Source organism: Frigoribacterium sp. CFBP 13729 (genome assembly GCF_014841875.1).
Classification (GTDB): Bacteria; Actinomycetota; Actinomycetes; order Actinomycetales; family Microbacteriaceae; genus Frigoribacterium.
The window spans coordinates 672,391-684,798 of record NZ_JACYUR010000001.1 but is presented as its reverse complement, the minus strand read 5'-3'; the positions used below and the strand labels follow the sequence as shown (position 1 = coordinate 684,798).

Here is a 12,408-nt window from a genome sequence, read left to right as displayed (position 1 = left end):
CCGACCACCACCACGAGAGAGACGAACACCGCATGAGCATGACCCCCGAGCAGGCGACCTGGTTCTCCGAGATCTTCGGGCGCCTCGTCGCGAACGTCGACCAGGTCCTCCTGGGCAAGACGTTCGTCGTGCGGCTGTCGTTCACGGCGCTGCTCAGCGAGGGGCACCTCCTGCTCGAGGACTTCCCCGGCACGGGCAAGACGTCGCTCGCCCGCGCCATCGCCCAGAGCGTGCAGGGCACGAGCAACCGCGTCCAGTTCACGCCCGACCTGCTGCCCGGCGACATCACCGGCGTGAGCATCTACGACCAGAAGGCGGGGGAGTTCGAGTTCCACCGAGGCCCGATCTTCTCCAACATCGTCCTCGCCGACGAGATCAACCGGGCCAGCCCGAAGACCCAGTCGGCGCTGCTCGAGGTCATGGAGGAGAGCCGGGTCACGGTCGACGGCGTCAGCCACGACGTCGGCAGCCCCTTCATGGTGATCGCCACCCAGAACCCCGTCGAGCAGGCCGGCACGTACCGTCTGCCCGAGGCCCAGCTCGACCGGTTCATCATGAAGACGTCGATCGGGTACCCCGACCACGCGGCGACCGTCCGGATCCTCGAGGGCTCCGCGACCCGGGTCCACGAGGGGAGCCTCAGCCCCATCGTCCAGGCCGGGGTCGTCACCGAGATGGCGCAGCTCGCCCGCACCGTCCACGTCGAGTCGACCATCAGCGACTACGTCGCCCGCCTCGTCGAGGCGACCCGGACCGCCGAGGAGGTGCGGCTCGGCGTCAGCGTGCGAGGCGCCCTCGCCCTCGTCCGCACCGCCAAGACCTACGCCGCCTCCCAAGGGCGCCACTACGTCGTCCCGGACGACGTCAAGGCCCTCGCCGAGCCCGTGCTCGCCCACCGGCTGGTGCTCGACCCCGAGGCGGAGTTCGACGGCGTGACGCCGTCGAGCATCGTCAGCCAGCTGCTGATCGAGACGCCGCCGCCCTCCGAGCGGATCGCCGTGTGAGCGACGCCGGACCAGGCAGCACCGACAGCCGCGCACGTCGGGACCGCGACGCGTCCCGCGGCCGGACGCACACCCGCGGCGGCCGTACGCAGTCGCGGACGGGCTTCGACGGCGGGTTCGCGACGGGGACCCAGGGACTCACGAACGCGCGCACCCGCATCGTGGGCGACCGCTCCGGGCCCGTGGCCGACGCGCTCGTCCTCGCCGTGCGCCTCCTCCGCTCTGCCAGGGCGTGGCTGACCCGGGCGTTCCGGGCGGTCTCGGGCGTCGTGACGCCCGTCGGCTGGGCCGTGCTCGTCGTGGTGCCCGTCGGCTTCGTCGTCGGCTACCTGCTCGGCTGGCTCGAGCTCGTCGTGGTCGCCTGGGCCGCGCTCGTCGTGCTCGTCGTCGCCGGCCTGAGCCTGATCGGCCGCAACGCGTTCCGCGTGGCGCTCGACATCCCGCACGAGCGCGTCACGGTCGGGGAGCCCGCCTCGGGCAGCGTCGTCGTCGAGAACCCGACCCGCCGCCGCATCCTCGGCGTCTCCGTCGAGATCCCGGTCGGGGCCGGTCTCGCCGAGATCAGCCTGCCCGGCCTCCGCGGGGGCGACAGCGTCACCGAGACCTTCTCGGTCCCCACCCAGCGGCGCGGCGTCATCCGGGTCGGTCCCGTCCGCACCGTCCGCGGCGACGCCGTCGGGCTGGTGCGACGGGAGCTCGACTGGACGGGGGTCACGGAGATGTTCGTCCACCCCCGCACCATCGGCATCCCGAGCACGAGCACCGGCCTCATCCGCGACCTCGAGGGCAACCCGACCCGCGACCTCTCGCCGAGCGACATCTCGTTCCACGCGCTCCGGGAGTACCAGCCGGGCGACGAGCGGCGCAACATCCACTGGAAGTCGACGGCCAAGACCGGCACCTACATGGTCCGACAGTTCGAGGAGAGCCGGAGGAGCCACATCGTCATCGCGCTCAGCCTGGCCACCGCCGACTTCGCTTCGGACGACGAGTTCGAGCTGGCCGTGAGCGTCGCGGGCTCGCTCGGGGCGCGGGCCGTGCGCGACGCCCGCGAGGTGAGCGTCGTCGTCAGCGAGCGCACGCCCGAGTTCGCCAAGCGCAAGACCCTCGAGATCCGGTCGCTGAGCACGCTGACCCGCACGCGCCTCCTCGACGACCTCGCGGTCGTGGAGCACGCGGAGTCGGCCCTCGGCATCGTCGACGTCGCCCGGGTGGCCGGCGACCGGGTCGCCGGCGTCTCCGTCGCGTTCCTCGTCGTCGGCAGCACCGCGACCCTCACCCAGCTGCGCTCGGCCGGCCTGCACTTCCCGGTCGGCGTCGAGGCGGTCGCCATCGTCTGCGATCCCGAGGCCGTGCCCGGGATGACGCGGATCAGCGACCTGACCGTCCTCACCATCGGCTACCTCGAGGACCTGCAGAAGTCGCTCGCCCGGGCGGCCGCCACATGAGCGGCGCTCAGGCTCCCGCCGCGTCCCGGCCGGGCGATCTCCGGACACGCGTCCGCCGTCCCCGGCTGCGCGCCTCCTTCGTCCTGCTCGCCAGCGGGCTGCACGTCCTGGCCCTCCTGGCGGCCGCGGCGGTCTTCTGGCCCGTCTACCAGAGCGCCGAGTTCGTCGTGCTGGCCCTGGTCACGGTGGCGGTCGGCGGCGTCGTCGCCGTCGCCGGGGCGGTGCTGCGGCTCTCGAGCTTCGGGGTGCTGGTGCTCACCGTCGCGGCGTACCTGCTGCTCGGCGTGCCGCTCGCCGTCCCGTCGCAGGCCCTGTGGGGCGTGGTGCCGACGCTCGGCGGCCTCGGCCAGCTCGTCACGGGCACCGCTCTCGCCTGGAAGCAGATCGTCACGATCACCCTGCCGGTCGGCAGCTACGAGTCCCTGCTCGTGCCCGTGTTCGTCCTCCTGCTGCTGGCGTCCGTCGTGGGGCTGACCACGGCACTGCGGTCCCGCCGGGCTGAGCTCGCGGCCCTCGGCCCCGTCGTCGTCTGGCTGGCCGGCATCGTCCTCGGCCCCGCACAGGCCTTCTTCCCGGTGGTCTCAGGGCTCACGGTGCTCGCCGTCTCGGTGGCGTGGGTGGTCTGGTGGCGCCTCCGTCGTCGCCGGCTCGCCGTCGAGGCCCTCGGGGGAGGCTCGGCGGGCGCACGGGCGCACGGACACGGCTCCGTCGCCGGGAGGGCCGTCGCCGGGACGGTGGTCACCCTCGTCGTCGCCGGAGCCGCCGCCGCGGGCGCCGTTGCCGTCGTCCCGCCCGCCGCGGAGCGCACCGTCGCGCGGACCGTCGTCGTCCAGCCCTTCGACCCCCGTGACGTGGTCAGCCCGCTGACGAGGTTCCGTGTCTACGAGCAGGACCCGACGGTCGACGAGACGCTCTTCGAGGTCGAGGGGCTCGCTGCCGGCCAGCTGCTGCGCCTCGCGACGCTCGACACGTACGACGGCGTCGCCTACACCGTCGGCAGCGACGAGGTGACGAGCGAGTCCGGCTCCTTCGACCGGGTCCCCTCGGTGTTCGACCAGTCGGGGGTGTCCGGCCGCCAGACCACCCTCGCCGTCACCGTCGACGGGTACAGCGGGGTCTGGCTGCCGACGGTCGGCAAGTTCGAGTCGATCGACTTCGGCGGCCCGACGGCGACCGACCGGCGCGACGCCTTCTTCTACAACGACACGAGCGGCACCGCCGCCGTCGTGGGCGGGCTCGAGGAGGGCGACCGCTACCGGCTGGAGGCGGTGCTGCCCGACCAGCCCGCCGAGGGCGAGCTGGAGGGCCTCACGCCCGGCTCGGCCCGGGTCCCCTCGCCCCGTGCCGTCCCCGACGAGCTGACCGACGCCGTGCAGGAGGCGGTGGACGGCGTGCAGGGACCGGGCGCCCGCCTGCAGGCCGTGCTCGACCTGCTCGCCGAGGACGGCTACATCAGCCACGGCGTCGGGGCCGACGAGCCGATCAGCCTGTCGGGGCACGGGTCGGCGCGCATCGCCCAGCTCTTCACGGACCCGGTCATGGTCGGCGACGCCGAGCAGTACGCGACGGCCGCGGCCCTGATGGCCGACGAGCTCGGCTTCCCCTCGCGGGTGGTCATGGGCTTCGTGCCGGACGCCGACGAGCTCGCCGACGCGACCGGCCCGGTGCCGGTGCGCGGGGGAGACGTCACCGCGTGGATCGAGGTCGACACGGCCCAGGCGGGCTGGGTCGCGCTCGATCCCGTCCCGGCCGAGCGCCCCATCCCCGAGGACGTCGTGCAGGACCCGAGCGAGGTCTCGCGCCCCGAGTCGGTCGTCCAGCCGCCGCCGCAGGAGCCTCAGGTGCGCGACGACCAGACGCCGCCGCAGTCCGAGCAGGAGGACCCCGACACGGCGCCCGCCTGGCTGGCGGTGCTGCTCGTGGTCGTCCGGGTGCTCGGCTGGACGGCGCTCGTCGCCGGGGTGGTCGCGGCGCCGTTCCTGGCCGTGGTGGCGGTGAAGCTGCGCCGTCGCCGTGCCCGACGTCGTGCCCCCGACGCCGCGTCGAGGATCACGGGCGGGTGGCGCGAGTTCGAGGACGCCGTCGTCGACCACGGCATCGAGACCCCGCGGTCGGGGACGCGGAGCGAGGTCGCCCAGGCGGTCGGCGGGGCCCGGCCGGCCGTGCTGGCCCGCGTCGCGGACCGGGCCGTCTTCGCCCCGACGCCGCCGCCGGCCGAGGACGCGGACCGCGTGTGGGCGGCCGTGGCCGAGATGCGCCGGTCGCTCGACGCCGACCTGACGCGGTGGCAGCGCGCCAAGGCCGCGGTCTCGCTCCGCTCGCTCCGTGGATACCATGGCGGGACACGTCCCGAGCGTTAGAGGTCCCGATGCACTGCCCCACCTGCGACAGCCCGCTGCCCGTCGGCGCCATGTTCTGCGGAGTGTGCGGCCGCGCCGTCACGAGCGCCGACGTCGCTGCGGCGGCCGCACGTCGCGACGAGGGCGCAGGGACCGGCTCAGGCGCGGGCGCGCAGGCCGAGCCGCCGGCGTGGCAGCTGCGCCAGCCGCCGCGGCCCACGACGTCGGGCGACGCGCCCTGGTGGGTCCGAGACCGCCGCGTCGAGCAGGAGCCGGCGGACCAGGCACCCGTCGGGGCTGCACGCGACGAGGCTGCCCCCGACCGTGATCGTGGGGACGAGCGCGCAGGGGGCGAGCGTCGCGCGGTCGAGGCCGGAACCGAGGAGGCGCCTCCCGCGTGGATCGTCCCGGCCCGGTCGGTCGAGTCCACGGGCGCTGACGCGACCCTCATCGACCGCGAGGCGGAGGCCCGCGCGCGACAGGACGATCCGTCGTCCGCCGAGCCCTCGACCCAGTCGCCGTCGGAGGTCGCGGAGCCGGCTGCACCGGCACCGGCTCCTCTGCCTGCGGAGCCCGTGGCGCCGGCGGCCGCTCCGGCGCCCGCACCTCTGCGTGCGCCCGCTCCGCACGCCGACAACGGTCCGCGACCGACGTCGGCCCCCCTGTGGACGGCGTCGTTCTCGCGGCTGCCCTCCGAGGACGACGTCCCGGCCCCGCACGACGAGACGCCCCCCGCGGCCCGCCCGACGGAGGACGCCGTCGCAGCCGAGGCGCCCGGCCAGGAAGCCGACCCGCCGGTCGGCGTCCGGCACGACGGCGCGCGTCCCGAGGACGGAGGCGCCGTCGGCACCTCGGCTGCGGCCGACGGGGACGACTCGGGTGACGGACACGACAGTTCCACCCCGGGAACGACCGAGACCTCGACGGCGCCGGACGAGACGCCGGGACCGGCCGACCCTGCGGGGCCCGTCCCCGGAGCCGACGACGGCGAGGACGCTGCCGAGCCCGAGCCTTCGCACTCGTCCGAGGCGGCACCCCACCCTGGTCCCGACGCATCCGAGCCCGGGCAGTCGTCCGAGCCAGGGCGGCCGTCCGCGGTCGGCCCCGTGGCCCCGGTGCCCCTCCGCGAACCGGCTCCCGCTCCCGACGGCGTGGCCGGCGACACGGCTCCGGTGACCCCGCTGCCTCGGGCCGTCCCCGGCGCTTCCCCGGCGGTCGCGCCGGTGCCGGACGGCGAACCGGTCCCGCTGGTCGAGCCCGGTCAGCAGAAGGTCGTCGAGCACTGCACGCACTGCGGCGCCCTGCTCGACGAGGACGACATCTTCTGCCCCGAGTGCGGGGCCGTCGTGCAGTCGGTGGCGCTGTCCTTCACCGGACCGGTCGCCCCGCTGCCGCCCGAGTGGCGTCCGAGCGCTGCGGCACCGACACCGACACCGACACCGGCACCGGCACCGGCGCCCGCGCCCGATCCCGAGAACGTCGTCGACGCGGGCGGCGAGGCGACTCCGGTCGTCGACGAGCACCGTGCCGAGCTGCCGCCCGAGCGACAGGCCGACCGCCCGACCGCTCCGTCGTCCGAGCCGCCGGTCCAGCCCGGGGCGGTCCCCGGCCGCTGGGCAGGGGCGCCCGGAGGAGACGGCGCGACCGGTCTCCCCGACCTGCCTCCCATGCCGACGGCGGCGCCGGCGTCGGCCCTGTCGGGTCTCCTCGCCGGTGACGCCCGCTCCCGACTGGTCACGGACGACGACGTCGACGAGACCCGTCTCGTGAGGAGGGGCCCCGTCGGCACGGAGTACCTCTTCCAGTTCAGCACGGGCGAGAGCGTCACCGTCGACGGCTCCGGCCTGCTCGGACGGGCGCCGTCGCCCCAGCCGGGGGAGCGGTTCGACCACCTCGTCCGCATCGCCGACCCGGGCAAGTCCGTCTCGAAGACCCACCTCGAGTTCGGGCAGGAGCTCGGGGCCCTCTGGGTGAGCGACCGGTGGTCGGGCAACGGCACCGTCGTGCGGCCCCACGAGCAGCCCGCCCGACGTGTCGAGCCGGGCACGCGCGTGCGCGTGGCCCGCGGCACGAGGGTCGAGATCGGCGAGCAGTTCTTCATCGTGAGCTGATCACCCGAGCTGATCCCTCCCCAGGCCGTTCTCCGAGCCGAGGTCCGACCTCGGTTCGGGGACAGCCGCCACGGCGCCGGGTCGTCGTGGTGGGCTGGTCTCGTGACCGTCCCCGACACCGCGACCACCTCCTCCTCGCCCGGCGCGGTCGTGGTGCCGTCCCCGTCGCCCGAGCCGTCGCGCTGGGTCCTCTCCGTCGCCGCCGCCCTGGTCGCCGGCCTGGCGGTCGGGGGTGCGGGAGCGGCCCGTGGCGACCTCGACCTCCTCGCCGTCCTCCTGGCCGGGGCGTCGGTGGCCTCGGCTCAGGGCCTCGCGGGCCTCGTCGGACGGCAGGCGGCCCGCGCTGCCCGAGACCGGTGGTTCGCGGCCCTCGACGAGACCGAGGCGGTCTGCGACGCCCGGCTCGACTCGCGTCGTCGCTCCCTGCAGCACATCTGGCCGACCTCGGCCGACCTCGTGGAGCGGCTCCGGCGAGGTGAGGCCCCACCGGTCGTCGGCGTGCGCTCGCTCGTCGTGCTCGGCAGCGGCCGGGTCGACAGCGGGATCGTCCTCGTGGGCGACACCGGCGCCGCCGTCGTGCGTCACGCCCGCACCGAGGTGCTCCGACGGCGCCTCGCCGAGCTGCCCGACGGTCCGCTCTGCGTCGACGCCGCCGGCGGGGTGCACGTGCGGGGCCCGGAGCTGCTGGCCCGGTCCCTCGCGGGCGGCTACCGCGCCCAGCTGCGGCACCGGGGCGCTCCTGACGGCCTCGTGACCTGGCAGCCGGCAGCGGCCGACGGACACGGCGACGGCGAGATCGGAGCTGCCGAGACCGAGGCCGAGGCCCTGTCAGGGCAGGTCGGAGGAGGCGGTGGCTCCGGCCCGTCCGCCGCCTGCGTCGTCGAGATCTCGCGCCACGGAGCCGTGGCCGTCGTCCGACGCGACGGCACGGCCTGCTCGGTGCCCGTCACTCCGGCGTGGACGTCGGTGCTCGACGCCCCCGACGCCGCCGACGCCCCCGATGCCCCTGACGCCCTCGACGGACGGAGCCGTCAGCGCGTCACGCCCCAGCGGCCGTGAGCGCCCCGCTGAGCCGGAGCGAGCCGACGGGGACGCCCCCGCCGAGCACCTTCTCCAGGGTCGTGGAGGTGACACGGTCGGCGGCAGCCTGCTCCACGACGCCCTGCTCCACCAGGAGGTGCAGAGCGACGAGGGTCCCCGCGCGGACGTTCCCGTCGAGCACCTTGACGGCGACCCCGACGCCGCCGGTGGTCCCCATCACCATGACGCCCTCGGCCCCGAGCTTGGCGAACACGCCGAGCTCGTCGATCGTGACCGTGTTGTCCCGTCCCGGGCCGTCGATGGCCCAGGCGTCGGCGAGCACCGAGCGGACGAGGTGCGCGGCGTCGGGGTCTCGGTCGTCGCGGACGTCGCCCGCCGACCCGGCCACCCGGCCGACGGCCCGGGCGAGGCCCGTGACGGTCGTGGCGAACACGGGAGCGCCGCAGCCGTCGGTCCCGGCGTGGTCCACGACCTCGCCGGTGAACTCGGCGACGGTCTCCCGCACGGCGGCCTGGAGGGGGTGGTCGATGGCGGTGTAGGTGGCCGTGTCCCAGCCCCGCTGGTCGCAGGCGAGGAGGAAAGCGGCGTGCTTGCCCGAGCAGTTCATGGCCGCGCGACGGGGCTCGTCGAGCAGGCGGGCGCTGCGGCGGTCGCCGGGCCAGTCGGCGGGGCAGAGCAGGTCGTGCTCGTCGTGGTCGCCGCGGGCGAGCATCGCCTCGACGACCTCGAGGTGGGCGGGGGTGCCCGCGTGGCTGGCGGTCGAGAGCACCGCCTGCGGCCCCTGGAGGTCGACGCCGGCGCGCAGCACGGTGAGCGCCTGCAGCGGCTTGAGGCAGGAGCGGGGGTAGATCGAGGCCCCGACGTCGCCGACCGAGCGGAGCACGGCCCCGTCCGGCCCGACGACGACCGCGGCGCCGAGGTGGCGGCTCTCCTCGAGGCCCGAACGGACGAGGACGGCGAGCTCGACGCTCCCGTCGGCGGTGAGGGGACGGCGCGGGTCGCCGGCGGAGGCGCTCAGGTGGGTCATGATGGGGAGTGTATCGACGCCCCGCCGAGGAGGATCCCGTGCTCGACCACCACTACGCCGTCGACCTCGCCTGGACGGGAGACCGGGGAGTCGGCACGACGTCGTACCGCAGCTACGGTCGCGACGCCACCGTCTCCGTCGCCGGCAAGCTGCACGACATCCAGGGGTCGGCCGACCGCACGTTCCACGGCGACGCCGATCGCTGGAACCCAGAGGAGCTGCTCCTCGCCGCCCTGGCCGAGTGCCACCTCCTCAGCTACCTGCACGTCGCCGCGTCCGCGGGCGTGGTCGTGGTCGCCTACCGCGACTCGGCCGAGGGCTCCATGACGCAGACCGCCGACGGGGGAGGCCGCTTCACGTCGGCCACCCTGCGGCCCGTCGTCACCGTGGCCGACGCGTCGATGGTCGAGCTCGCGAGCACGCTGCACGCCGAGGCCGCCCGCAAGTGCTTCATCGCCGCGTCGGTCGCGTTCCCCGTCGGCCACGAGCCCACGACCCTGGTGGCCGCCGCCTCCTGATCGGGGTCGACGTGCCTCGGCCGTTCAGCAGGCCCTGCGGCGGCGTGGGGCAGAATGACCTGACCCGGCGCCTCGCGACCCGGGCGGCTCCGCGCCGTCCCGGCTCCGCGCCGTCCCCGCCCCTCGATCGAGAGACTCCCATGCGCCGCTCCCTCTCCCTGCTCGCCGTCCCCGTCCTCGTGCTGGGCCTCGCGTCCTGTGCCTCCGAGGCCAGCACGGGCGACACCGCGACCTCCGCCCCGTCCTCGTCGTCGAGCGCCCCCTCCGACGTGCCCACGCGTGCCAGCGGCGAGGCGCAGGAGCCGCAGGCCGGCTTCCCGACGGTCGAGCTCGACTCCGACGGCCGCCCGACCGTCACCCTGCCCGGCACGGAGGCGCCGACCGAGCTCCAGGTCGAGACGCTGATCAAGGGCGACGGCCCCGTCGTCGAGGACGGCGCCCAGGTCACCGTCCAGTACCAGGGCTCGCTCTGGAAGGACGGCACGGTCTTCGACGAGAGCTGGAAGCGCGGCGAGCCGACCACGTTCGGCACCGGCCAGGTCATCCCGGGCTTCGCCGCGGGCATCGTCGGCCAGACCGTCGGCTCGCAGACCGTCGTCGTCATCCCGCCGGCCGAGGGCTACGGCGAGGCGGGCGCTCCGCAGGCCGGCATCGCGGGCGACGACACGCTCGTCTTCGTGATCGACATCCTGGCCGCGAACTGACCGTGACCGTCATCGGTCGCCGCGCGCGCCTCCTCGGCCTGGTCGGGGTGCCGCTCCTCGCGGTCGCCCTGGTCGGCTGCACGGACGACGCGGCGCCTGAGCCGTCCGCCACGACACCCGGTGCGAGCCCTGCCGCGACCGCCTGCCTCGGCGGCGGCGCCGAGGCGGACTCGGTCGAGGTGTCGGGCGAGGTGGGTCAGAAGCCGACCATCGCGCTCTCCGGCCCCCTGGGCGCGGCGACGAGCCAGCGGGCCGTGGTCTCGCAGGGCACCGGGCCGGAGACGAAGTCCGGCGACGTCGTCCAGGTGGCCGTGACGGTCTTCGACGCGACGACCGGCGCCGAGCTGAGCTCCGCCGGCTACGAGCGCGGCAGCGGCGAGCAGCTCACCATCAGCGCCGACTACTACGTGCCCGGGCTCGAGGCCGCGCTGCTCTGCAACCAGGCCGGCTCGCGCTCGGTCACGGTCGCCAGCGCCGCCGACATGCAGCCTGCCCAGACGGGCACCGCGCCGCCGAACGCGGCGGCCGTGATCGTCGTCGACACGTTCTCGATCGTGCCGACGCGCGCGACCGGCGTCGACCAGCCCGCGCAGCCGGGCTTCCCCGAGGTGGCGCTCGCCGACGACGGCCGTCCGACCGTGACGATCCCCGACGCCGACCCGCCGGCCGAGCTGCAGGTCGAGGTGCTCAAGAAGGGCGACGGCGAGGTCGTCCCCGACCCCGCCAACGTGACGGTCCAGTACCAGGGGGTCAACTGGCGCGACGGCAAGGTCTTCGACGAGAGCTGGGGCAAGGGCACCCCGACCCCGTTCTCGACCGCGCAGGTCGTCCCGGGCTTCGCCGCGGCGATGATCGGCCAGACCGTCGGCTCGCAGGTGCTCGTCGTCGTCCCGCCCGCCGAGGGCTACGGCGACGGCGGACAGCCGAGCGCGGGCATCGAGGGCGGCGACACGCTCGTCTTCGTCATCGACGTCCTCGCCGTGGCCTGAGCGCCGCCTCCGCACCGGGCCGGGCGCGCCCCTAGGCTGACCGCATGCGTCGCGTCATCCTCCTCGGCTCCACCGGCTCCATCGGCGTGCAGGCGCTCGACGTGGTCGCTGCCCACCCCGACCTGTTCACCGTCGTCGGGCTGTCGGCCGGCTCGAACGCCGCCCTGCTGGCCGAGCAGGCCGCACGCTTCGGCGTCGAGCACACCGCGCTCGGCACCGACGAGTCGGTGGCGCTCGTCCGCGACGTCGAGGCCGACGTCGTCGTCAACGGGATCACGGGCAGCGTGGGCCTCGCACCCACGCTCGCCGTGCTCGACTCCGGCGCCACGCTGGCGCTGGCCAACAAGGAGAGCCTGATCGTCGGCGGCGACCTCGTGCGCGAGCGCGCGGCGCCGGGGCAGATCGTGCCGGTCGACTCCGAGCACTCCGCCATCGCGCAGGCGCTCCGCTCCGGCGACCGCGGCGAGGTCCGTCGTCTCGTGCTCACCGCCTCCGGCGGGCCCTTCCGCGGCCGGACGCGCGCCTCCCTCGCCGACGTCACCCCCGCCGAGGCCCTCGCGCACCCCACGTGGGACATGGGCCGCGTCGTCACGACGAACTCGTCGACGCTCGTCAACAAGGGGCTCGAGGTGATCGAGGCCCACCTGCTCTTCGACGTCGACTACGACCACATCGACGTGACGGTCCACCCGCAGTCGATCGTGCACTCGATGGTCGAGTTCGTCGACGGGTCCACGATCGCCCAGGCGTCGCCGCCCGACATGCGACTGCCGATCTCGCTCGGCATGGCCTGGCCCGACCGCGTGCCTGGCGTCGGCGTGCCCCTCGACTGGACCACCGCCTCCACCTGGACCTTCGAGCCGCTCGACGACGAGGCGTTCCCGTCCGTGCTGCTGGCGAAGCAGGTCGGCCGGGCGGGCGCGACCTGGCCCGCGGTGTTCAACGCGGCGAACGAGCAGGCCGTCCACGCGTTCCACGACGGCAGGGTCGGCTACCTGGGCATCCTCGACACGGTGCGCGAGGTCGTCGACCGGCACACGGCGGGGTCGAGCACCCTCGAGGGGGTGCTGGAGGCCGAGCGCTGGGCCCGCGAGGCGGCCGACGCGCTGCTCGCCCGCCGCTAGCGGCCGCCGTCCCGCCGTCCCCCGTCAGTGCCTCGGGCACGAGGCCGGGCCGAGGAGGCGCGGGCCCTGACCCCTCACAGCGTCGCCATGGCCGGTGCGGGGC

At 75.2% G+C, this 12,408-nt stretch carries 10 protein-coding genes; 9 read left to right on the top strand and 1 reads right to left on the bottom strand.

Features of this window, described 5'->3' with window-relative positions:
- Positions 1-32 precede the first annotated feature (32 nt).
- The 5 genes from IFT77_RS03035 (at position 33) to IFT77_RS03015 (ending at position 7,961) form a co-directional block, all read left to right on the top strand.
- On the top strand, positions 33-1,004 hold the full coding sequence (locus tag IFT77_RS03035; RefSeq protein WP_123546296.1) for a MoxR family ATPase: 972 nt from the start codon (positions 33-35) through the stop codon (positions 1,002-1,004).
- Entirely contained in the window at positions 1,001-2,452 is a 1,452-nt protein-coding gene (locus tag IFT77_RS03030; RefSeq protein ID WP_192169175.1) for a DUF58 domain-containing protein, read from the top strand. The genes IFT77_RS03035 and IFT77_RS03030 overlap by 4 nt, the downstream gene beginning before the upstream one ends.
- The gene (locus tag IFT77_RS03025; protein WP_192041891.1) at positions 2,449-4,812 is read left to right on the top strand and encodes a transglutaminase domain-containing protein; all 2,364 of its coding nucleotides are present in this window, start codon (positions 2,449-2,451) and stop codon (positions 4,810-4,812) included. Before IFT77_RS03030 ends, IFT77_RS03025 begins: the two co-directional genes overlap by 4 nt.
- An 8-nt stretch (positions 4,813-4,820) precedes the next feature.
- Positions 4,821-6,902 (top strand): zinc-ribbon domain-containing protein, encoded by a 2,082-nt coding sequence (locus tag IFT77_RS03020; RefSeq protein WP_192169174.1) that lies wholly within the window; start codon positions 4,821-4,823, stop codon positions 6,900-6,902.
- Between the two features lie 102 nt (positions 6,903-7,004).
- Positions 7,005-7,961 (top strand): hypothetical protein, encoded by a 957-nt coding sequence (locus IFT77_RS03015; protein WP_192041889.1) that lies wholly within the window; start codon positions 7,005-7,007, stop codon positions 7,959-7,961.
- Here IFT77_RS03015 and IFT77_RS03010 read toward each other — a convergent pair.
- Complete coding sequence (locus IFT77_RS03010; protein ID WP_192041888.1) at positions 7,942-8,970, bottom strand: asparaginase; 1,029 nt, start codon at positions 8,968-8,970, stop codon at positions 7,942-7,944. The two genes, IFT77_RS03015 and IFT77_RS03010, sit on opposite strands and share 20 nt — an antisense overlap.
- 38 nt (positions 8,971-9,008) lie before the next feature.
- Here IFT77_RS03010 and IFT77_RS03005 point away from each other — a divergent pair, with 38 nt between their 5' ends.
- From IFT77_RS03005 to dxr, 4 genes are all read left to right on the top strand, one after another.
- The gene (locus IFT77_RS03005) at positions 9,009-9,488 is read left to right on the top strand and encodes an OsmC family protein (protein ID WP_192169173.1); all 480 of its coding nucleotides are present in this window, start codon (positions 9,009-9,011) and stop codon (positions 9,486-9,488) included.
- 140 nt (positions 9,489-9,628) lie between these two features.
- On the top strand, positions 9,629-10,192 hold the full coding sequence (locus tag IFT77_RS03000) for an FKBP-type peptidyl-prolyl cis-trans isomerase (RefSeq protein ID WP_123546284.1): 564 nt from the start codon (positions 9,629-9,631) through the stop codon (positions 10,190-10,192).
- A 2-nt stretch (positions 10,193-10,194) separates the two neighbouring features.
- Positions 10,195-11,181 (top strand): FKBP-type peptidyl-prolyl cis-trans isomerase, encoded by a 987-nt coding sequence (locus IFT77_RS17380; RefSeq protein WP_192041886.1) that lies wholly within the window; start codon positions 10,195-10,197, stop codon positions 11,179-11,181.
- A gap of 44 nt (positions 11,182-11,225) precedes the next feature.
- Positions 11,226-12,305 (top strand): 1-deoxy-D-xylulose-5-phosphate reductoisomerase, encoded by a 1,080-nt coding sequence (gene dxr, locus IFT77_RS02990; protein ID WP_192041885.1) that lies wholly within the window; start codon positions 11,226-11,228, stop codon positions 12,303-12,305.
- Positions 12,306-12,408 lie beyond the last annotated feature (103 nt).